We start from the raw sequence: 22,500 nt of genomic DNA on the forward strand, positions 1-22,500 counted from the left end.
TCCATTACATTGAGAGGTATGGCAGCAGATGCTGTCGTCAGTCCGGGAGATGACGGCTTTGGGGAAGAATGACAGCCTGTCCTTCGGCCAGTGGTCGTACATGTTCTGGTCCGCGCCAGTGTTGTGGGGTGTGCTGGCCTGCCTTCTTTTGGGTCTGTCAGACGGGCAGGCGAAGGGGGCGGAGGTTTCTGTCCTACAAGGTGCAAAGCCGGCTTTAAAGGCGCCGCTGCATGTTGTGTACCATCGGCGACATCAGCCGGGGTGGAGTGGTCGCCGTCATACGCTGGTTTATGGGCGTCAGTTTGTCACGGATTGGCAGCGCTATAAGCAGCGTGAAGCCCAACGGTTAGAGGAAAAACGCAAGGCGGCGGCCGTTGCTGCGGCGATTGCAGCGCGGCAGAACGAGAGGAAGAAAACAGCGACCGTTCTGCCAGATGTCATTAATGCCGTGCATAGTGATGCCATCTCCGATGAGGTCCTTACGCGGAAACGGTATAATCCTCCTTCCGTAAAGGATCAGCATTTCTTTGGGGACTGGGGCGGCATCCAGCCGTGGCTGGTGGATCATGGTATCAGCTTGCTTGTGTCTCTTAATGAAGAGCTAGCCGGGAACCTGACAGGTGGGAAGAAACGGGCCAATAGTAATGCGGGCCAGGTTGGGTTGGAGCTGGATATTGATTGGCAGAAACTTGCCGGGCTTCGAAATTTCAAGACACATACCATTATCGTCAACGGGCACGGGCGGAGCGTATCGACTGATTTCGGGGATACGCTAGCAGCCTCGCAGGAGATTTACGGGGCCCGTGGCAATGTGGTGGCGCATCTTGTGGCCATGTATGGCGAACGGTCCTTTTGGAAGGAGCGGGTAAATCTGAATGTGGGGTGGATGCCGGTCGGGTCTTTCTTTGCGGCATCACCGTTGTTCTGTGACTTCATGAACGTTGCTATTTGCGGCAATCCGGGGCCGAACAAGTATACCAATGGCAATAGGGATTGGCCCTCCGGTAATTTGGGTATGGTCGTGCACGTCATGCCCATCAGGGGATTTTATGTCATGGGTGGGCTGTTTGCTGTCAGCCCGCATGGATACAATGGCGGTATTTCTGGCTGGTCATGGGCGCAGGATGGATTGGGCAAGTTTTCTACGCCTGTAGAATTAGGCTGGCTGCCAGAGTTTGGTCGACATCATCTGACAGGCCATTATAAGCTCGGTTATTCTTACGATAACTCCCGCTATCCCGATCTGTACCGTGATGCTTATGGGCAGCCTTTTCTCCTGACAGGCCGCCCGCAACGTTATCGGGCGGGTATGAATAGTGCGTGGTTTATGGCGGATCAGATGCTGTTGCGGCATGGGCCAGGGGAAAGTAACGGGCTGATTCTGTTGGGTGGTGCCATGTATACTGATGGCAGAACTGTATCCGTTCATGAACATGAATGGTTGGGTTTGTTGGAGACCGGGCGTCTCTGGAACCGGCCACTCGATACAGTAGGGATGATGTGGCAGCATCTGGGGATTAGTTCATCAGCCACGCATCAGCAGGAGGCATCAGCGCTGTTGGGCCGTCCTTTCCTGCCTAACCGGTGGGGGGCTGTGGATGGCGTACAGTCTCATGAAAATGTTTATGAGCTGTTTTATAGTGCCCATGTCGCCCGAGCGATGGCCCTTCAGCCGGATTTTCAGTACATCCAACGGCCCAGTGGCACGACAGCCTATCACGATGCTGCCGTGTTCGGGCTTCAGTTTACTGTTGTTTTATGAAGAGGCGGCTTGTCAGCTAATGAGGCTCGCCAGCAGGGCATCAGCATCTTCCGGCCGGGTGTAGAAGCTGGTGACGAAGCGGACCAACTTGCCCGGTACACCTTGCGGGGTGGGGTAGGTGTAAAACTGATAGCCCTCGGCATGGAGCTGTTCTACCTGTGCTTCTGGCAGGACAGCGAAAATCTCGTTGCTTTCCGTAGCGAATGGAAGATTGACGGCAGGGTGTTTATACAGACCGTGGCGCAGACGCTGGCACATCGCATTAGCGTGACGGCAGTTTTCCAGCCAGAGATCATCTTTCAGCAGGGCAAGAAGCTGCGCTGCCATAAAACGCTGTTTGGACCATAGATGCCCACCCCGCTTGATACGGCGTGCCATGCTATCCACCATGGGGCGGGTTTGGTCGTTGAGGAAGAAGACAATGGCCTCCGCTGCCATGGCCCCAGCTTTTGTACCGCCGAAGCTCAGCACATCTATGCCGGCTTTCCATGTGGTATCGGCGGGGCTGCAATTCAGATGAGCAATGGCATTACCCAGACGGGAACCGTCCATATGGACGGTCAAGCCATACTCATGGGCAACTTCAGACAGGGCAGCAATGGTGGTGCAGGGATAGGTCGTGCCCCATTCAGTAGCCTGCGTGATGGAGAGTGCGGTGAAAGGGGGAGCCAGAACCCCCTTGGAGCGGTTTTGCTGAAGTGTCGGTGCTAGACCTGCCGGGTCCATCCGCCCTTCTGGTGAAGGGATGCCAACGAGTTTTGCCCCTTGAGTAAAGAATTCAGGGGCGCCCCCTTCTTCATTATTGATGTGGGCACTTTGGTCGCACAGCACGCTTCCATAGGGGGGCACCATGGCAGAGAGGGCGAGAGAGTTGGTTGCTGTACCCGTCGCAACGGGGAAGACGGCTACCTCCGCCTCGAACACCTCACCGAAACGCTGGTTCAGCGTTAGCGAGAGGTCATCATGACCATAGGAAGGAACATTGCCCGTATTGGCATCAGCGATGGCCTGCATGACAGCCGGGCAGGCAGGAGTTACATTATCGCTGGCGAAATTCTTGCGTAGATCATCACGCACGAGGTGAGTTCCTTCATCCTTGCTGGAGGGGCTGCCCATTTCTGGTTCCTAGTCTCTAGCGTAAAGATCAGGTCTTGTCATGTCTTGTCCAATGGGCATAGAGAGGCGGGAAACACCGGTTTTGGCAGAGAGAGTACGTTCATGACAGCATCATCCACCGTACATGCAGGCGGTAAGGCAGAACTGATTGATGGTAAGGCCATGGCGGCCAGAATGACAGATGAAATCCGTGGTCAGGTGGAGCAGCTGGTCGAGAAGGGGCACGAGCTGCCTGGTCTGGCTGTGGTGCTTGTCGGCAATGACCCTGCCTCGGAAGTGTACGTCAAGAACAAGGCAATTCAGACCCATCGGGCGGGGATGAAGTCCTTCATGCATATGATGCCAGAAAGCACCTCGCAGGAAGAGCTTCTGGCCCTGATTAGCGAACTGAACGCTAACCCTAAGGTAGATGGCATTCTTGTTCAGTTGCCGCTACCTCCGCAGATTGATGCTGCTATTGTGACTAATGCTATCCATCCAGATAAGGACGTGGACGGGCTGGGTGAGGTCAACACCGGTCGTTTGGCCTTGGGGATGGAGAATGGCATCGTTCCCTGCACGCCGTTGGGGTGCCTCAAGCTGTTACAGTCCGTTCATGCGGATATGACAGGGATGAAGGCTGTTGTTATCGGGGCCTCCAATCTGGTGGGTAAGCCGATGGCGCAGCTTCTGCTTAAGGCTAATTGCACTGTAACCATAGCGCATATTCATACCCGCAATATCGAAGCATTGGCGCGGGAGGCTGATATCATCGTTGTGGCCACAGGCAAGGCGGAGCTGGTGAAGGGAAGCTGGATCAAGCCCGGTGCGACTGTCATTGATGTTGGCATCACCCGTGTGCAGACCCCGGAAGGCAAGAGCCGTCTGGTTGGGGATGTGGTGTTTGAAGAGGCCAGCAAGATTGCTGGGCATATCACACCGGTGCCGGGAGGTGTCGGGCCGATGACTATTGCCTGCTTGCTGTATAACACGTTCCAGGCAGCGAGTCGGCGTAGAGCCTCTATAGAAGGTTGAGGAAGGCTCTTTTCTAGCTTTGTCGTTATGGGCTTCTGCTTTGTGGCAGGAGCCGTAACGGTCATGAATTTTTCATAAAAATGGCCATTCTGGAACAAGTGCTTGATTGTTCCATATGAATGGGATAGTTCCTTTTTGTATAAAGAATGACCGATCGGTCATTTTTCTTTTCAGATCATCGTTGGTCCAGTCACAGCCATGCAGGCCATAGCCAAGCTGACAGGGTGCAGGACGGATAATTTCATATTCTAGAGGTGACCATGGCACAGTCCGATACACAGTCTGATACTCATTCAGCCGCACAGGGTGGCAAGGAGCAGCAGGCAGCCTCGGACCAGACAGAAAAGCCGCCTTTCAAGGATCGTGGTGCTAGGAAACTTATCCTAATCCTTATTCTGGTTATGGTTGTGCTGGGTATTGGGCTGTATTTCTTCTTCAACCGGAACAAGGTTGGAACGGACGACGCCTATGTGACAGGTCGCAAAATTTCTATCGCAGCACATGTCAGCGGGTATGTGTCTCGCTTGCTGGTGGATGATAACCAGTTCGTCCATAAGGGCGATCTTTTGGTGCAGATTGATGGTCGGGATTATCTGGCACAGCTGCATCGGGCCGAAGCTGCCGTAGCGCAGGCTGAGGCAGATATGGTCTCCTACGATCTGTCCTATGCTGTGGCGCAGAAGAATTATCCCGGCCAGTTGATGGCTGCTCAGGGAGCCCTTCAAGAGGCTAAGGCGCGTCTTTTCCGGGCGCAGACGGATTATGTTCGGCAGCACCGTGTAGAGCGTGCTGCTACTACCCAGCAGAATATCGACTATGCCCGCGCTGCACTAGATGAAGCCACGGCTTCCGTCATGCAGGCGCAGGGCCAGTTAACACAGGCTGAGCCGGTAAAGGCGAATATTGGCAATGCCTATGCCCATTACACACAGGCTCAAGCCACGTTGAAATCAGCACAGGCAGAGTTGGAGCTAGCCCGCCAGAATGTGGACTGGATGGATATTCGAGCCCCACGGGATGGCTGGGTCTCGCAGCGTACGGTGGAGCAGGGCAATTTCGTGCAGGTCGGGCAAGAGATGTTCTCTATCGTGGCGAAGGATGTCTGGATTGTCGCCAATTATAAGGAAACACAGCTCTCTGACATGCGCCCCGGCCAGAAGGCTGAGATTGAGGTGGATGCTTATCCTCAGCTTCATCTGAAGGGCCATGTGGATACTATACAGAGAGGGTCTGGTGAGTCTTTCAGTGCCTTCCCGCCGGAGAATGCTACGGGGAACTTTGTGAAAACCGTGCAGCGTATTCCTGTCAAAATCCTGATCGACAGCGGGCTTGATGACAAGCTGCCCCTTTCACTGGGTATGTCTGTCGAGCCAACCGTTCATGTGGGTGAGTGAGGCCGGATATGGCTGATTCATCAGTAGAAAGCCATCAGCACTGGCGGCCACGTCATAATCCATGGCTTGTGGCCGTTGTGGTGACGTTGGCTGCCTTCATGGAGGTGCTGGACACCACCATCGTCAACGTGGCTCTGCCGCATATCGCTGGATCGCTCGGTAGTTCCTATGACGATGCCACATGGGCGTTGACATCGTATCTTGTGGCCAATGGGATCGTGCTAACAATCTCTAGCTGGCTATCCAAGAGGTTTGGGCGGAAGCGGTATTTTCTCATCTGCGTGGCGATGTTCACATTGTCCTCCTTCCTCTGTGGGCTGTCCACGTCTTTGCCGATGTTGGTGGTTTTCCGCCTGATGCAGGGTTTCTTTGGTGGTGGACTGCAACCAGTACAGCAGGCGATCATTCTCGATATTTTCCCCCCGGAGAAGCGTGGAGCTGCCTTCGGCCTGACAGCTCTGGCCATCGTGGTGGGGCCGGTTTTGGGGCCGCTGGTGGGTGGATGGTTGACAGATACCTATTCATGGCGGTGGATTTTCTACGTCAATGTGCCGTTTGGTATTCTGACCGTTATGGCGGTGATCGCCCTTGTGGAGGACCCGCCGTGGGTGAAAGTCGTGCGAGAGCGGGTTGATGTCGTTGGTATCAGCTTGATTTCACTGGGCCTTGGCTGCCTTGAGATTATGGCTGATCGTGGTGAGGATGATGATTGGTTCGGTTCGCCCTTCATTGTGACCATGGCGGTTATAGGTGGCCTCTGCACGCTGGGGGCTGTTATCTGGCTGCTCAAGGCTAAAAATCCCCTCCTGCGACTGAGTGTGCTGAAAGACCGCAATTTTGCCATTGGTACCTTCATGATCGGTGCGGTGGGGGTGCTGCTTTACGCATCTGCCGTGATTGTTCCGCAGTTTGCTCAGCAGGTGCAGGGGTATACAGCCACGGTTGCCGGACAGCTTATGGCACCGGGTGGCATGGCCGTGATGGTGCTGATTCCCTTCGTGGGGATTTTGATGAAGCATGTGCAGGTTCGGTATCTTATCGGAATGGGGTTCATCTTTCTGGCTTTGTCCTGCTTCTTTGCGGCGACACTCTATTCGGATGTAGACTTCTGGTATCTGGTGCTTTGTCGTGTAAGGCAGACTGCTCCGCTGGCGTTCTTGTTCGTTCCCATTTCCACCATTGCCTATGCTACCTTGCCGCGAGAGTTGAACGGTGATGCATCGGCTTTGTTCAGCATGGTGCGGAATTATTTTGGGTCGCAGGCTATTTCGCTCTCCACGGCCGCATTGACGGAAATGCGGCAGGTCCAGCAGACAGATGTATCCGCTCATGCCATCGCTTCACGGCCGGAGTTTCGTGATTATATATTCCATGCTCAGAAGCTCGCAGAAGCGCATGGCCTAGCACCGTTGCGTGCTCATGCCTTTGCGGTAGCCCATATGTATCAGGAGTTCATGCGGCAGGTAGCCATGCTGGCCTATAACCAGCTCTTCAATGTTTTGGGGATCATGGCCCTGTGTGTCGTGCCATTCTGTTTCCTCATGTCCCCGATGAAGGGCGGCGGTCATGGGGGAGGAGGCGGCCATTGAGTGTTGAGACTGACCGCCTCGTGCTTCTTTCAGGGAGCGTACATGCGGAGGAAGCTGTCCGCTACCATGCTGGCTACGCCGTCTATGCTGGCCTGACTGGTATCCACGGGCAGGGAAAGGCGGCTCCGGTGAATGATGCGGGTTTGGCACATCGTGAGAAACTGTTCAGCAGCGAGGTCGATATCCTTGATGATGAGCTGGCCGGCGGCGTGTTTCTCCGCAAACCATTCGGAGAGACCAGTCAGCGTCCGGGAGACGCCATAATGCCAGAGCGTGTCCGCCAGATTGGGGAATTCGTTGGCTTCTGCCACAACGATGCGATAGAGGCCTATGGCTTCCGGGTCGATCATCAGAGAGATGATGGTTGCAGCAGCCTGCTCAAGGGCCGTACGCAGGTCTGGTTGCGGTGCCTGAGAGACGGATTTCAGCGTGTTGAGACGTGTGCGGCTACATTCTTCAAAAAAAGCCGTGAACAGGTCGGCTTTGTTTTCGAAATGGTTATAGAGCGATCCCTTAGAAACACCCGCCAACTGGGCGATCTGCGACATGGATGTCCGTTCATAGCCTTGTTGGAGGAAAAGCTGTCCCGCACTTTGGAGGATCTGCTCATATTTGCTGGATGTCCCTTTGCCGTTACGGGAAGGGCGCTGGGCCGGTTGTTCGGTCTGGGTCATCGTCCTGTGGAAGGGTTGCTCCTGCGTATGGGGGAGCATGATAGGCCGCCCGAGCGGCATGGTCCATATGGGCGAATCGTTTCTAGCCCGTTTTATGTTGATTATTCTTCAGGAGCTGCACTGTGAAAGACGCTCATTTGTTCCACTCCGTCCGTAAGGGGGCGGTGGCCCTGTCTTCACGCCGTTTTAGCCGGCAGCTTCTGTGCGGGGTGGCTTTGCTGGGATTGGGGGGGTGCCTTATGGTCGGCCCGAAGTATCATCCCCCTAAGGATTGGGCACCACCCCATTATGATCTGCATAATGGCAGTAATCAGGCTTCCAAAGAGGCTGTGAAGGGGAACGCTCGTGGCCCGCATGGTGCCAATGCGGCACCAGAGGACAAGACAAACGAAAAGGCTTCGCCCGCCTCTGTCGTGACAGAGCTGCCTATGGCCGATGCGTGGTGGAAGACATTCCATGATGCTGAACTGACCTCTTTGGAAGGTCGTGTCGCTACACAGAACTTATCCTTCCTGCTGGCCACGCAGAACCTGGCACAGAGCCGTGCTCAGATGATTATTGCAGGAGCAGAGCGTTTTCCCAATCTGTCAGCCTATGGAACTTATGTAAGGTCGCAGCATAGTTCCAAGCAGCTTCAGGAAATCTTTAAGCGTGTGGGTAAGGGCTTTCCTGACCTGCCCTCACAGGAGGCTAATTTCCTTCAGGGGTCTCAGGAGGCGCAGGTCCCGTTGTTGAATCAATGGCAGGATAAGATTGATGCGACCTATGAGATCGATCTTTGGGGGCGTGTAGCCTATCAGTATCGTGCGGCAAAATATCTGATGAAAATGAGTGAGGAAGAGCGGCGCAGCATCCTCATTGCTCGTCAGGCTGATATGGCCCGTGATTATCTTCAGCTGCGTGGCGACCAGAAGCGTCAGCGTATTTTAGCAGATAGTCACGCTACAGTGCAGAATCTGCTATCGTTGGCGCAGAGCCGTTATAAGAGCGGGTTGGTGACGGAGCTGGACGTAGATAGCATGCAGGCACGCCTGCATGGCATCGAGGCGCAGCAGGCCAATCTTGATGAAACGGTAGCACGGGAACAGAACGCTATTGCTCTGCTTCTGGGTATGCCACCGCAGAGCCTGAATGAGGAACTGGGCCGGACAGCAGATGTGCCGGTTGTGCCTCCTTTTGTGCCGGCTGGTTTACCTTCTGAGCTGGCCCATCGCCGCCCGGATATTCGGGAGGCAGAAGAACATTTGAGGGAAACTGTGGCTGAAGTCGGTGAAGCCACGGCGGATTTTTATCCCAAGGTAACAGTGACGGCAGATTTTGGTTTTCAAACCCTGTCTTTCCGGGACCTTGGCTTCTGGAATGCCCGTGCGTGGAATGTCGGCCCTAGCATTTCTCTGCCTATTTTCCAGGGCGGGCGGCTTTACGGGCAGTTGCGGTTGAAGAAGGCCGAGCAGCGTGCGGCGGCTGTGGAATATCGGCAGACGGTTCTTCAGGCATGGAATGAAGTGGATAACGCTTTGCAGGCTTATCATGATGAGCAGATTCATCATGAGGGGCTGGCAAAGACTGTAGATGATGAGAAGCGGGCTCTGACATTGGCCACCAGCCAGTACCGGGCCGGGCTGGCAACTTATCTGTCTGTTTTAGAAGCGCAGGAAAAATTACAGGAGTCCCAGTTGGATTTGGCGGCGAGCGACAGTGCCTTTGCGACAGATATGGCTCGTCTTTACAATGCGCTGGGCGGCGGTTGGTCTGAGGCACTGCCTGATGAAGAGCAGGTCAGCCAAGCAGCACGACAGGCTGCGCCGTAATAAAGGGCGTTAGGGGGGTAGAATGGATGACGCAGGGTTTCTTTGATGAGAGGCTGTGAACAGTTTTCTTTCTACCCATCTGCGACTCCTCGGTCTTTCTCATAGGAATCGCTGTCAATAGGGAGTTATCATTACTCACAGAGTTTTCCACAGGTGTAGAGCCGCAGAAAATTGCCACCTTTAGTCTGTCATGTGAGCGATTATCCACACGGTTTTTGGGAAGATATGGATTCCGCAGAGCTTTTACCGATCATGTTTATGATGGCTCTGGCAGGCAGATATAAGAAAACCGGCACGGTGACATGCCGGTTTTCTTTATAAGGGCCCCGTCTTCTGGAGAAGAGGAGAAGCCGCCTTATTTCTGCTGCTGAGCGGCAGCTGTTGCTTCGGTCACGACATTCTCGGAAACGAAGACGAGCGTATTCAGCGCATCATTCAGAGCCACAGTGGCAGCATCAGGATGATGACCTTCTGCAAAAATCAGGGCACGGTTCACAAAACCCTGAAGCTGAGCCAGCGGGGCCAGAGCGACGATGAAGTCGATGTCCTGCCCGACAACCTGCAGGGTCTGGGCGGCCTGCTGGGTCTGGCCTGCTTTCAGCTGGGCATTGGCTGTTGCCACGGCACTTTTTTTGCTGGGTTCCAGAGTGTCTGTAGCAATAACCTCACCACCAACCGGGATCCAGTCTGTCGGGCCGCTCTGGGGTGTGTGTGCGCTGGAGACAGGATGCTGGGGGGCGGGGTGCAGATCAGCTTCGGCAGCAGTGAACTGTTCACGAGCCTTGGATGCAGCCTGAAGATGGGCCAGAGCGGCATTAAGAGCCGGTAGGGCCTGTTCGCTCTGTCCAGCGGCGAGGATCTGCTGAGCCTGCAGGATGCTCGTCATGGCCTGCTGGCCATGTTCGGACAGGTGATGAAAAGCGCGATGTTCTTTTTTGCGTTCGCTTTTTATGTGTTTGCTTGTTGCGGCAGATGCCTTGTTGGGGGCAGCCGGCGCTGCGTCATCAGCGAAAGCTGGTGCAGCCAGTGTGCCCAGACCAAAAATGGAGAGGGCGAGGCCCTTGTGCAGTGTCGTGAAGCGCATGGGAATATCCTTAAGTCATATGATGGAGGATGGCCTGCCTCATACAGGCTGCCGCAGCTGACCCTTCTTTGAGTGACTGCTCATCCCGATACACAGTGATAACACCCTAAAAACACTTTACGTGCAACCGTTATACTGACAGTGCAGAACCCTAGAAAATCTCAATATGGCTCTTAAAGCCAAGCAAGGCGGCATCACGTAGGTTGCCCTGTCCATTGGGGCGGAAAAAATACTCTAACAGAGGCTGAAAGATGACCCCTCGATAAACATGTATGGCGTAGTTGACCTCTAGCACGGCAGCATGACGCTGTACTCCGGTCGCATGGTTCGGGAGATGGCTGAATTGTTGGGTATCCAGCATCGTGGCTTCGGTTGCCTGTACGCCGGGGGCAATTTTCTCGTAGGTGAAGGAAAGGCCAAATGTATCAAAGGGGCGGGACCGGAATATGCCACGATCTATGAGGGCACCGTAGGCTTCCCACTCCCGTAGGGCGATACGTTTATCGTTATAGAGGAAGCCCCCTAGCAGCGTAATTCCACGTTTTTTGCTATGATAATGGTTCAGTATATGTTGGTCAGCCATGAACCAAGCACCATAGCCATCGTGCCGTATGCGAGGTTTACCTTTGCTCAGGGCATAGGGCTGACCGTCTTCATCGAAATAATTGTCGGGGCTGGGAGCGGTCATCATCACGCCACCAATTTTATAGTGCCCGGGATGATTATTACCAAAGAGTGGCTCCCACCCTATTTCTAAGGGGAGGCGGAACCCGTTGATATTCCCACCATTAAACTTGAAACCAGTGCGGTGCTGTTCGTTTTTGTATATGCCGTTCTCACCCGCATAGAGCCCACTCTGTACATAAAGTGAGCGTGACGGGCGGACACGGATACGCCCAGCCCAGACGGCAGCTGGATAACCGCTGACGAAGCTACTGTCCGTTGCCGCTTTGGGGCGGCCACAGATGCTACCATTCTGGAAGTTGCAGAAGAGGGGGCTATTTTGGAAATCTGACATTTCCGCCATACGGCCCGCAGCGATGGAGAGGCGGCCACCAAACAGGGTTTCTTCCCCGTAGGCCATAACCAAGTGGACAACCACGTTCCCACCACCGCCATAATCTTCCGAGGCATGGTTCAGCCAGTCACCGAACATGCGGTTGGCCGTTGTCCCATAGCGGCCAACAATAATGCTGTGCGTGGAGAACCCACGTAACCCGATGAGTTGCTCCCAGTCGATGTTCAGCGAAGCGGCATATTGTCCGGCATTGCTGGCTCCTTGCTTGTATGGGGCGAAATGCTGGGAGTGGGGGTAATTTTTCTTTGGTGGCGTGATGGCCCCGGCAAACTCGTTCGTATTATCGAGCAGGAAGGCGATACCCCGTTTGCGCAACCAGTCTGTCATGCCGAAGCCGTGCGGGAAGAGGGCTTCCGGCCTGCCAAAAGGTGGGACGGAGGTTGTATAGCCGCCATGGGCAGGCAGGGGGGTATCGACCCGGAGCAGGGGTTCGTTCCCGATAATTTCGTCAAGTACCTGCGCATCTGCGAGGGAGGCGGAAAAGCAGAAAAGACCTACAGGGATTATAATGAACCAGATTTTGGTCAGTTTTTTGAAGATGATAGAGAAATAATGGAAAAAGAATTTCAGGATTATGGAATTTTTATTCTGAATGGGGTGGGAGGAAAGAGCAGACATTTTATTCCCCATTTCTTCAAAAAGAACCCTGATAGTGCGGTATTTTCCCACAAGGAGATGATATTGCAGAATCTGTTAAAGAATTTTTGATGAAACTTCAAAGTCTATCTTCTGGCCACGGGTATTTTTCAGGCGGGTCCATCAAGGTTGGTATGATTAACGCAAAGTAATCTCTTTTCACTCCTTTGGGAGTGTGGGAAAAGCGGGGCCATGAGTACCCATATGGAAACCCATACTATCCATCCCGTTCCGCAGGCGCATCGCCACGGGCGTGTAACGGACCTGTTCTCGGTCTGGTTCAGTGCTAATATGACATTGCTGACAGTTGTCACCGGTGCCTTGGGGCCTGCCGTGTTTGGCCTGTCTCTTATCTGGTCCATTCTGGCACTGGTGCTAGGCAATGTAGTGGGGGCGATTTTCATGGCCCTCCATGCCGCACAGGGGCCTCGCCTTGGTGTTCCCCAGATGGTGCAGAGCCGGGGGCAGTTCGGTATTTATGGGTCGGTACCGATCATCCTGCTTGTCGTACTCATGTATATAGGTTTTGCAGCCTCTAACTGTGTTGTGGGGGGCGAGGCTCTAGCTCATGTACTTCCTGTGTTCCACGGCAATAAGGGAGTTTGGCTCATTGCTGTGCTGACACTGTTGCCCTGCATGATGGGGTATAGGGCCATTCATGTATGTTCCCGTGTGGCCAGTTGGGTCTCCATTGTGGCGGTTATCTATGCCATTGGCTGTGGATTGGGCGGGTTCTCTCGCACATTGTTGGCGGACATGCACGGTACTGTGGCCGGTTTCTTTGGAGCATTTTCCGTTTCGGCTCTTTGGCAGATTGCCTATGCCCCTTATGTCTCTGACTCTTCGCGATATCTGCCGGATGAAGCAGGTTCTGGCCGTCAGGCTTTCTGGGCGACCTATGGAGGAACAGTTATTGGGGCCGTGCTGCCGATGGTATTGGGTAGCCTTCTGGCACTGAGCTATCCGTCTCTGCCGCTGGCCGGTGCGCTTTCTCTGACGGGGGGGCGTATGGGGGATATTGTCCTGCTGGTACTGGCACTGGCTATTCCACTAGCCAATGCCATGAGTGTCTATTGTGGGGCACTGTGTAGCCTGACATTAGTGCAGACTTTCTACCCTTCATGGCGGTCTGGCCTGGGGGGGCGGCTTGTTATGACGGTGCTGCTTCTTGGAGCTGCCCTTGTGATGAGCCTTGGCATGGTGGGAGATTTCTTGAAGGCTTATACGTCCTTTCTGGATATTCTCATGGCTGTGCTGGTGCCGTGGACGGCGATCAATCTGTGTGATTATTACCTGCTGCGGCATGGTGAGTATGACGTTATGGCGTTCTTCAGGGCTGATGGTGGGCAGTATGGGCGTTTTAATGCACCGGTTGTGCTGATCTATCTTACGGGCGTTCTGGTGGAGCTGCCTTTTATGAAGACGGGCCCTTATACGGGGCCGCTTGTTGCTACCCTGCATGGTGTAGATATTTCTTGGGGTGTCAGCTTGTTGGTCACGGGTGTGGTCTATTGCGTGTGGGCAAAGCGGTGTGAGCGGGTGGGGGCGTAATTCCCCCTCCCTATGCTGCGTGAGGTAAGCCTAACGAGATGTACCGAAATTTGTACTAATAGGGTGCTATTATATTTGATATTGATCTGACTTGTTAAAATAGAACGTCTCCTTCTATACAGAGAGAAGCCGTCTTTAACTGGCCATCCGTACTGGGTGGTGGAGAATGTGATGCAGCCTTCTAGTGGCGGCTAGGTTCTGTATTACGTCTGGCTCTGTGGGGAAGGCTTCACATGCTGTGCCTGAGGAGAGTGCGATCACCGGGTGTGTTGTTTCTGGGGGTGGTAGGTGCAGCCTTGTTTTGGCTTCTATCTTCCTCATTAACAGAGGCTTCCGACATTACATTCGCTGTTATCGGTCCGCATGAATATGACCTGCCAGTGGATTTTAAGCCCTTTAATGTATTCGTTCAGTATGGGGACGGTAATGCGGCGGGCAGTTCCTACAATGGGAAGGGTGCTCGGAGGCCGGAAGGTGGGAGCCACACATGGTCTGGCTTAAGCAAGTATGTCCATTTCTGGACGTTTGATTCCATTCCTCATGTCGGTTTTGCTTATGAAGTCATCCAGACGGAAAGCTATCGTCTAGCGAATGGGACAAATTATGGGGGGCTGGGGCCAACCATTACGGGGCCTGCTGTGTGGTTTAAGCCCAATGAACATAGTACCTTCGGTATTCAGACCTTTATGCAGACACCAAGTGCCACCCGGCGGGATTTGAATCCCCAATATTGGTCCAATCTTTCAAGTTTTATGTTTGATTATGAGTGGAAGCACTTCAGCTTTGATGGTGATCTCGGGGCTGTGGTAGCGTCTACTAAACATGTCCGGGGGGAACACTCCTATCATCCGGGAACAGCCTTCCATAGCAATTTGCGGTTTAGTTGGAAGGCAAGCCGCATGTGGGAGCCATTTTTCTCCATGGATTGGCAGAATAATGCCGGATGGCGTGATAATACGCTGGGCCGCTATGTGGCAGATAGTAGTAGCCGTGAGGTTACGTTGGGCGTGGGGTTGATGTGGAAAATTAATCCCAAACTGGATATCACGACTCGCTATGCCCATTCAGTGGATGGGCGTTACATTGCGGAAACTAATGCCTATTATTTCAAGCTGGTTTATCGGTTTGATGGAGCCTTATTTTCCCACTATTGACGGTCCTTCCACCTGCGGGAGGTCTTTTGCAGGGGGATAGTGCGGATAGTCGGGGAGCAGGATGAGGGTGGCGATAAAACGTAGGCGTTGGTCTTTATCTTCCGAAACGGCTGGCCCCTGTTTCCTTCTGTTGATGGCGATGATTGGGTTGGCTTTGGCTAATTCGCCATGGCGTGCTTTTTATGCGCTGTTGGAACAGCCCTTGGGGCAATTTGCTCTGGTAGCCGGTATGCCGAAGGTCAGCCTACCCAGCTTTGCTGAGCTAGTTCTCATTGGCCCGATGACGCTGTTTTTTCTCGGCATCACGCTCGAACTGAAAAAGGAGCTGAGTGTAGGGCATCTCGCAAGCGTCCGGCAGGCCCTTCTTCCTTGTCTTTCGGCACTGGGAGGTGTGGTTGTTCCGGCCTGCCTTTATGCGCTGATTGCCGCACCTGATCCTGCGCTTCTAGCGGGATGGGCTATTCCTGTTGCTACGGATGCGGCCTTCACAGTGCCGATCATTCTGGCATTGGGGCGGCGTGTGTCAGAGGGCGGACGAGTCTGGTTGATGGCTCTGGCCATTTTTGATGACGTGTTGGGAATCCTCATCATTGCTCTGTTCTATGGCGGAGCCCTGCATGTCATACCGTTGCTAGGTAGTATCGCACTTATAGGAGTGATGGCCCTTGCAGGGTGGAGGGGCGTGGGCTGCCTGTGGCTTTATGGTGTCGGTGGGTGTTTGTTGTGGGTCTGTATGATGGGGGCAGGGCTGCACCCCACATTGGCAGGTGTTGTAGTGGGGCTTTGCTTGCCGACAGCCTCTCAGAAGAAGGGTGATTCTGCAGTTCTTTCACCTCTGGAGCTTGTGGAACGTGGCATTTCATTATGGGTTACATGGCTGATTTTGCCGCTATTTGGTTTTGTCACGGTGGGTATACCGTTGATTGACGTTCCTACTGCGGCTCTTAACCCTCGTTTGGTTTGTGCTGTTGCCGTTGGATTGGTGATTGGCAAAACAGGCGGCATATTCGGCATGACGTGGCTGGTCATACGATGTCGTCTAGCTTCTCTTCCAGAGGGAACATCATGGCAGATGCTATTTGGTCTCTGCTTGCTTTGTGGGTTGGGTTTTACAGTGAGTCTCTTCATGGCGTCACTGGCATTTCCTGCCTCTATTTTGCTGGTGTCCAGCAAGATTGGCATTTTCGTGGGCTCTCTCATTGCCGCTGCCTGTGGGTGGTTTTGGCTAAGATGTTTGGTAAAGGGCTGACTTTATCCGGGCGCACTATGCTGGGAACTGAGGCTGTTTTGTAAGATCGGTGCCCGGCATTTCTGACCGGTTCAGAGGAGGCTTAAGGGGTTTTTCTCGACAGGCCTGCATCTCCCCTGTATGGCGGGCAAGTGTTCCGGCCGGAGGCCGGTTCTGCACTGATGATCGGACAGAGGAAACCACGAATGAGCCATGATCGGACAGACCAGCAGGGAGCCCTTCATGATTCGGCTTGTGATGAGGTGCAGGGCTCCGTAGCAGAGGAGGCTTCCGGTAGGGAGCGGGGCTATGCTGCCCGTAAGAAACGCCGCAAGTCAGCACCGCTGACACCGTCTGGCAGAGCGTTTCTTGAGCCACCGGGGGGCCAGAAGAAGGTTCTGCTACATTCCTGCTGCGCCCCTTGCTCTGGTGAGGTGATGGAAGCGATGACGGAATCCGGCATCGACTACACCATCTTTTTCTATAATCCGAACATTCATCCAGAACGGGAATATCTCCTACGCAAGGAAGAGAACGTCCGTTTTGCTGAGGCGAATAATATTCCTTTTGTGGATGCTGACTACGATAAGGATAATTGGTTCGCACGGGCGAAGGGCATGGAATGGGAGCCGGAACGCGGCATACGCTGTACGATGTGCTTTGATATGCGCTTTGAGCGTACCGCCCTGTATGCGCATGAGCATGGCTTCCCGGTTATGACCAGCTCTCTGGGTATTTCTCGTTGGAAGAATATGGCCCAGATCAATGATTGCGGTGCCCGGGCGGTAGCCCCTTATGAAGGACTGTCTTACTGGGATTTCAATTGGCGCAAAGGTGGCGGCTCTGCCCGTATGATTGAGATCAGCAAGCGGGAGCGGTTCTACAAGCAGGAATATTGTGGCTGTGCCTATTCCTTGCGGGATACGAACAATTTTCGCCGCTCCAAAGGCCGTCCAGCCATTGTGCTGGGAGAGGAGTTTTACGGCGAGGAAGACTAGACGTTTCCTCACTCGCAGCGCATCTTGCGGGAAGGAGGACAGCATGAAAATTGCAATTGTCTGTGATTCCTTCAAAGGGAGTCTGCCCCCGCTGGATGTGGCTGAAGAGATAAAAGCGGGTTTCTCCCGTGTGTTCCCCGAAGCTGATTATCTCTGCTTACCTATGGCTGATGGCGGTGAAGGAACCGTGGAGGCTCTTGTACAGGGAACAGATGGCGAGCTTGTGCGGTGTTCCGTTACGGGGCCTCTGGGGGCACCAGTGCCAGCTTTTTGGGGGATCAGTGGGAATGGGCAGACGGCCATTATAGAGATGGCCGCTGCAGCGGGCCTCCCATTGCTGAAGCCAGAAGAATACGATCCGCTACGGACAACAACCTACGGGGTTGGGGAGTTGGTCCGTGCTGCTTTGGACAGAGGATGCACGCATATTATTCTAGGGCTGGGTGGCAGTGCGACGAATGATGGAGGTGCCGGCTTTGCTCAAGCCTTAGGGGCGCGGTTTTTAGATCAGAACGGTCAAGAGTTACCACCTGGTGGGGCCGCTTTGGCCCGCTTGGCCGATGTGGACCTCTCTGGCATGGATAGGCGGCTGGCGAGTGTTACATTGGAAGGTGCTTGTGATGTAACGAGTCCTCTGACGGGGCCGCAGGGTGCATCCTATGTTTTTGGTCCCCAGAAAGGAGCCACTCCAGCGGATGTGACCTGTCTGGATGAAGCATTAGCACATTATGCCCGTATCTTGTTGAAGCACTGCGGAAAAGATGTGGCGGCGGTGCCCGGAGCTGGTGCAGCGGGAGGACTAGGTGCTGGCCTTCTAGCCTTTACGGATGCCCAGTTGCGGCCCGGTGTGGAAATTGTGTCAGATCAGCTCCGGTTGGATACCTATTTTAGGGATGTGGACCTTGTCATTACCGGGGAGGGGCGGATGGATGAGCAGAGTGCACATGGTAAAGCCCCTATGGGTGTTGCACAGGTTGCCAGAGCTCATGGTCGGCCGGTTATCGCCATTGTTGGCTCTACAGGGGAGGGAGTGGACAGGATGCACCGGGTTGGCATAGGGGCTTTTTTTGATACCGTACCTCGCCCCGAAGCGTTGGCGGATGTTCTGGCACAGGCTCGTGAAAATATTCGCCGGACATCGGAAAATGTCGCCGCTGCGCTACGGATGGGGATCGAGATGGGGCGGTGTCTGCCTCCCCGACCTTGAAAGGTAACATAACTCCACCATATTCTCGTGCTTGCGTAACTCAGCAGACACATATCCAGATATTGGAAACAAGCAGGTTTTATGAAGCGTTATTCTGTTCGTCGGATCATGGCTGGTGTGGGGGCTGGCCTAGGGCTGGCTGCCATTCTGGCGGCTCCTGTGCAGGGCATTGCAGCCTCTGACCCCGCCCCAAAAGTTGATAAAGCTGATTCTGGCGGGGCATCGGCAGGTAATGCAACAGCACCTCTTGTTCTGGGACAGCCGGAAGGTGATTTCGGTTGGGCTGGGGTAGCGACTACGCTGCGGACGCAGCTAGACCAAGATCAGACCACATTGCGGAATGTCGGTGCTGCGCTGGGTGGCCTTAAAGGATTACCGGTTGGTCGGGTGCTGGATTCTTACGCACAGCAGGTGCTGACAGTTCGTCAGCATGTGACCAGCGGAATGACACAGATTCAGGCTTATGACAGCTCTATTAGTTCCTTGCTGAAGGTCTTAGGTGACAAGGCCGAAGAAGGAGAGGATGCGTCCATAACCCGGCAGCGTGTTATTGCCCGTAAGACATCTATGGGGATTGCTGCCTTACAGGTGCGTATGCGTGTCTGTGACCTTCAGACTCGTCAGCTTGAAGGCCAGCTGGATGATTTGCGTCGCAGAGTGCAGCAGGGTGCGTTGGTCCGGCATGTCGATTCTCCACTGAGTGTCGGTTTCTGGCGGAGTGCCCTCTCTGATGGTTATGCGACCTTTCGCGATATAGGCCGTGCCGAACTGAATGTTTTGTTCGGTGTTCTGGGTATTGGCTGTCTGGTCATGCTGTTTGGCTTTGGGCTACGGCAGCTGGCAGTTCGTGTTCTTACGTCTGCTAAGGAACAGGCAAGCTGGGGGAGGGTCATCCGTACCCAGCAGGCTTTAGGTAGCGTATTGGCTGGCGTGTTGTGTGGCGTGTTGGCAGAACTGCTGTGGCAGGGCTGGCAGCTTATTGCTTTTGGCAATGATGGTGTGCCCGTTGCACAAGGGCAATACCTAACACAAGCTTTGCCTGTATGTGGTTTTATCATTGGCGCTGGTGTTTCGCTCAAGCGTTGGCTTTTGGGGAAGACGTGCCTGCCGTGCAGTCTTCTCCTTGGCGGCGGCATCTTGTTTTATGGTGCTTTGCGGACAGCGGAGGTCAGCCGTGATGTCAGCCCGGGGAATGATGCGGTGCTGGAAGGAGCTTTCGCTCTGTCCACGGCGGTTCTGCTGTATCTGACGTGCCGTTCTAGCAAGCGTGAGCAGCAGAATGGGGCCGCTCTCAGCGATGTTGGTGGTGGTAGTGGCACGGGGCAGGACATTGGTGCCGTGCTAATCCAGCATATACCTTTGCACGGGGTGTCTGCCCTGCTGCTGGGTGTGACGATTGTTGCTGTTCTAAGCGGGTATATTTCTTTCGCTTTTCTGATGAATGACTGGGTGCTGACACTGCTCTATGCCTTTGGCGCTGTCATGTTGCTCATGCAGGCATGGAGGGATTTTTCCCAGTTTCTCTTTTCGCCTCAGAGTCGCCTCGGCAGGCTGTGGACTGAACTGGAGTTGAGTGCTCGTCGTCTTGCACAGTTGGAGGTCATCACAACTGCTCTGGTTGGGCTGAGTCTTATTATGGTGTTCGTTGCCCTGTTGCAGGGTAGGAACGGCGTTTCTTTTATTGGCACATGGCGGCAGCTACAGCAGATTTTTGGCGGTGGCATCTTCTTTGGCGTACCGTTCTCGCCTCGTACGATAGTAGGTGCGGCCCTGCTGCTTGTCGGCGTGTATTACGCCATACGTTTCTTGCAGCAATGGTTGCAGACACGCCTGTTTCCGGTCACATCGCTGGATAATGGGGCGCAGACATCCATCATCAGCATTCTGACCTACATGTTGTGGATCGCTGCTGGATTGAAACTGCTGGCTATGATCGGTATTTCCGTCCAGAATCTGACATGGGTCGTCAGTGCTCTGTCGGTTGGTGTCGGCTTTGGTCTGCAGTCCATCGTTAAGGACTTCATTTCCGGTCTTATTCTGTTGGCTGAGCGACCAGCTCAGGCGGGTGATAAGATCACCATTAGTGGCAATACTGGCGTAATTCAGCGTGTGAATGTCCGTGCAACGGATATCCGGTTGAGTGACGGAACAACGCTGATTGTGCCGAACTCCCAGTTCATCACGGCAAATGTGCAGAATTACAGCGCAGGGACTAACCCGCTGAAGCTGAAGCTTGTCTTTGCGGTACCGACCAACGTGAATGTGGAGAAAGTGAAGGCACTCTTCATGCTTGTTGCTGCCGATCAGCCAGATGTTCTGCGTGACCCAGCTCCGCAGGTTTGGTTGGGTGATAGTATAGGGGATAGGGTTGCGGCGACGCTGGCAATTTGTATAGCCCGCGGTACCAATAGCGATACCACACGTACGGCGGTTGTCTCTGATGTACTGAATAGGTTCAGTCAGGAAGGGATCAGCCTGATGGTGCCGCAGGTAACGCTGACAGCGTCCCCTGACAATGCGTCTTAGCTCTTGCTAGATACGACAAAGGCCAGAGTGATTAAGCACTCTGGCCTTTGTTATACCGCTGTGCGGATTGATCTTATTTGCCGTCGACAGAACGGGCAATTTCCGTCACGAGCTTGAGAAGGTAAGCACGGTCAATCTTGGTGTTCGGGCCTTCGATGCGGACCACGTCCTGCACCAGAGCGAAGATCAGGTCTTCACGAGTCATGTTGCGGGCGACGATGTTTTCTTTCTGAGACATGCAGGTAAATCCTTTCATGGGGTGAATTGGTAATGCCGGATGGGGTATCATACTGGCATTCTCATGTAGCCTTTTAGCAGCCTTTGGATGTTCAGGTCACGAGGTACAGGTGAAAAGATCGTAACTATCCTATCCGATCGTTGGATATGCCCTATCTTTTTGTATGTTGAGAGGCTGGCGACTTATGGGGAGCCTGCGGTGGCCTTCGAAGGTTTTTTATGTGAATTTCGGTTCTCTCGTAGGGAGAGAGGCATAAATAGGTTCACTCTTGTTCAGGACAGGTCATGATAACACGTTTCAGGAACCTCTTTACTTCGGCCGAGGCTGCAGCCGAAGCTGCTGTTAGTCCGGTAAGGCCGGTCCTTACGGCTCTGATGGCAGGGTTGCTGCTTTTAGCGGCGGTGTGGATCATTCATCCTTTTTTGCCCCCCATTATTTGGGGTGCGACCATTTCTGTTACGCTCTGGCCGTTGGTTCTGCGCTTGCAGGCTGTGTGCTTTGGTAGTCGGTCCGCCGCCGTATTTTTCACCATTCTGGCAGCTATAATCATCTTCTTCCTCCCTGCCGTGTTGGTGATCGTCATTTTCGCTCGGCATGTGGATGCTGTTTCACATTTCATCACAATCTTGCCTTCCCTACAGCTCCCCGCAGCCCCGGCGTGGGTGGGGCGCATCCCTTATGTGGGGGGAGATATCATCCCGTTCTGGGATCATTTGCGAGAAAATAGCCTGCCGGGCTTGCTGCGACATGTCATCCCACCGCCTGAGAAGATACTGCATGTACTTTTGGCATCAGCAGGTAGTTTTGGGTCTCTTTTGCTGGAATTCGTCCTGACATTGGTTGTTATGGTGCTGCTTCTGAGCCGTGCAGAGAGCATCATTGTTCTTCTGGAGAAGGTGAGCAGCCAGCTGGGAGGAGGGAGTGGACGTGCCCTTCTTAAACAAGCTGAGATCACGACACGGGGTGTTGCGCTTGGTGTCACGCTTACGGCCATTCTCGAATCCCTGTTCGGTTGGGTTGGGTTGATGGCCGCCGGTATGCCGATGGGGAGTGTCGTAGCAGCGGTAATGTTTATTTCCTGCGTTCTGCAATTTGGTGGTGCTTGGGTGCTGCTGCTTAGTACCGTGTGGTTGTATTTCACAGCACCGTTGATGCACGCCATCATCATGCTGTTATTTGCTCTTGTGGCGATAGCAGGGGATAATTTCCTCCAGCCGCTCATTATTCGCCGTTATGTGCGGATTTCCGTTATCATCATTATGGTGGGGGCCTTTGGTGGGTTGGCAACACTTGGGTTTGCGGGCGTCTTTATTGGTCCGACCCTTCTTTACCTAACGGAAACGATGATCCGGGAATGGGCGGGAGTGCCGTCTGAAGAGGAAGAGGGGACCTCAACTGAGGCTCAATTGTCAGACAAGTAAGAGGTATTAGATAGAATGG

Annotated in this window: 17 protein-coding genes; 12 read left to right on the forward strand and 5 right to left on the reverse strand. The window is 53.9% G+C overall.

Features of this window, described 5'->3' with window-relative positions; all coding sequences use genetic code 11:
• Window positions 1–28: 28 nt before the first annotated feature.
• Window positions 29–1,762 (forward strand): carbohydrate porin, encoded by a 1,734-nt coding sequence (locus AL01_RS04995; protein WP_241502711.1) that lies wholly within the window; start codon window positions 29–31, stop codon window positions 1,760–1,762.
• Window positions 1,763–1,774: 12 nt separating this feature from the next.
• Here AL01_RS04995 and AL01_RS05000 read toward each other — a convergent pair whose 3' ends face one another.
• A complete protein-coding gene (locus tag AL01_RS05000) occupies window positions 1,775–2,878 on the reverse strand; it encodes a threonine aldolase family protein (protein WP_077396376.1) in 1,104 nt (367 codons plus the stop codon).
• 102 nt (window positions 2,879–2,980) lie between these two features.
• Here AL01_RS05000 and folD point away from each other — a divergent pair, with 102 nt between their 5' ends.
• The 3 genes from folD to AL01_RS05015 all read left to right on the forward strand — a co-directional run bounded on the left by folD (window position 2,981) and on the right by AL01_RS05015 (window position 6,875).
• The gene (gene folD, locus AL01_RS05005; protein ID WP_077396377.1) at window positions 2,981–3,892 is read left to right on the forward strand and encodes a bifunctional methylenetetrahydrofolate dehydrogenase/methenyltetrahydrofolate cyclohydrolase FolD; all 912 of its coding nucleotides are present in this window, start codon (window positions 2,981–2,983) and stop codon (window positions 3,890–3,892) included.
• Between the two features lie 260 nt (window positions 3,893–4,152).
• Window positions 4,153–5,286 (forward strand): HlyD family secretion protein, encoded by a 1,134-nt coding sequence (locus AL01_RS05010; protein ID WP_077396378.1) that lies wholly within the window; start codon window positions 4,153–4,155, stop codon window positions 5,284–5,286.
• Window positions 5,287–5,294: 8 nt separating this feature from the next.
• Window positions 5,295–6,875 carry a DHA2 family efflux MFS transporter permease subunit gene (locus tag AL01_RS05015; protein ID WP_077396379.1) on the forward strand — a complete coding sequence of 527 codons (1,581 nt, stop codon included), beginning with the start codon at window positions 5,295–5,297 and terminating at the stop codon, window positions 6,873–6,875.
• A 29-nt stretch (window positions 6,876–6,904) separates the two neighbouring features.
• Here AL01_RS05015 and AL01_RS05020 read toward each other — a convergent pair whose 3' ends face one another.
• Window positions 6,905–7,588 (reverse strand): TetR/AcrR family transcriptional regulator, encoded by a 684-nt coding sequence (locus AL01_RS05020; RefSeq protein ID WP_158075936.1) that lies wholly within the window; start codon window positions 7,586–7,588, stop codon window positions 6,905–6,907.
• A gap of 83 nt (window positions 7,589–7,671) precedes the next feature.
• Between AL01_RS05020 and AL01_RS05025 the strand changes: the two genes are divergently transcribed.
• The gene (locus AL01_RS05025) at window positions 7,672–9,360 is read left to right on the forward strand and encodes an efflux transporter outer membrane subunit (protein ID WP_241502712.1); all 1,689 of its coding nucleotides are present in this window, start codon (window positions 7,672–7,674) and stop codon (window positions 9,358–9,360) included.
• 355 nt (window positions 9,361–9,715) lie between these two features.
• On the opposite strand, the gene AL01_RS05030 is transcribed toward AL01_RS05025, so the two are convergent.
• Window positions 9,716–10,444: a YfdX family protein gene (locus tag AL01_RS05030; protein ID WP_077396381.1), complete on the reverse strand. Its 729-nt coding sequence runs from the start codon at window positions 10,442–10,444 to the stop codon at window positions 9,716–9,718.
• Between the two features lie 151 nt (window positions 10,445–10,595).
• Window positions 10,596–12,050: a carbohydrate porin gene (locus tag AL01_RS05035; RefSeq protein ID WP_241502739.1), complete on the reverse strand. Its 1,455-nt coding sequence runs from the start codon at window positions 12,048–12,050 to the stop codon at window positions 10,596–10,598.
• A 300-nt stretch (window positions 12,051–12,350) separates the two neighbouring features.
• On the opposite strand from AL01_RS05035, the gene AL01_RS05040 reads away from it, so the two are divergent.
• The 6 genes from AL01_RS05040 to AL01_RS05065 all read left to right on the forward strand — a co-directional run bounded on the left by AL01_RS05040 (window position 12,351) and on the right by AL01_RS05065 (window position 20,822).
• The gene (locus AL01_RS05040; RefSeq protein ID WP_077396382.1) at window positions 12,351–13,709 is read left to right on the forward strand and encodes a purine-cytosine permease family protein; all 1,359 of its coding nucleotides are present in this window, start codon (window positions 12,351–12,353) and stop codon (window positions 13,707–13,709) included.
• A gap of 233 nt (window positions 13,710–13,942) precedes the next feature.
• On the forward strand, window positions 13,943–14,863 hold the full coding sequence (locus tag AL01_RS05045; RefSeq protein WP_077396383.1) for a transporter: 921 nt from the start codon (window positions 13,943–13,945) through the stop codon (window positions 14,861–14,863).
• A gap of 67 nt (window positions 14,864–14,930) precedes the next feature.
• Window positions 14,931–16,112: a Na+/H+ antiporter NhaA gene (gene nhaA, locus AL01_RS05050; RefSeq protein WP_241502713.1), complete on the forward strand. Its 1,182-nt coding sequence runs from the start codon at window positions 14,931–14,933 to the stop codon at window positions 16,110–16,112.
• A gap of 185 nt (window positions 16,113–16,297) precedes the next feature.
• Entirely contained in the window at window positions 16,298–17,089 is a 792-nt protein-coding gene (locus tag AL01_RS05055; protein ID WP_077396385.1) for an epoxyqueuosine reductase QueH, read from the forward strand.
• A 43-nt stretch (window positions 17,090–17,132) separates the two neighbouring features.
• Window positions 17,133–18,296 (forward strand): glycerate kinase, encoded by a 1,164-nt coding sequence (locus AL01_RS05060; RefSeq protein ID WP_077396386.1) that lies wholly within the window; start codon window positions 17,133–17,135, stop codon window positions 18,294–18,296.
• A gap of 81 nt (window positions 18,297–18,377) precedes the next feature.
• Entirely contained in the window at window positions 18,378–20,822 is a 2,445-nt protein-coding gene (locus AL01_RS05065) for a DUF3772 domain-containing protein (protein ID WP_077396387.1), read from the forward strand.
• Between the two features lie 73 nt (window positions 20,823–20,895).
• Here AL01_RS05065 and AL01_RS09395 read toward each other — a convergent pair whose 3' ends face one another.
• A complete protein-coding gene (locus tag AL01_RS09395) occupies window positions 20,896–21,060 on the reverse strand; it encodes a hypothetical protein (protein ID WP_158075937.1) in 165 nt (54 codons plus the stop codon).
• 284 nt (window positions 21,061–21,344) lie between these two features.
• Between AL01_RS09395 and AL01_RS05070 the strand changes: the two genes are divergently transcribed.
• Window positions 21,345–22,481, forward strand: a complete 1,137-nt coding sequence (locus AL01_RS05070; RefSeq protein WP_077396388.1) for an AI-2E family transporter — start codon at window positions 21,345–21,347, stop codon at window positions 22,479–22,481.
• Window positions 22,482–22,500 lie beyond the last annotated feature (19 nt).

Source organism: Bombella intestini, from assembly GCF_002003665.1.
GTDB lineage: Bacteria > Pseudomonadota > Alphaproteobacteria > Acetobacterales > Acetobacteraceae > Bombella > Bombella intestini.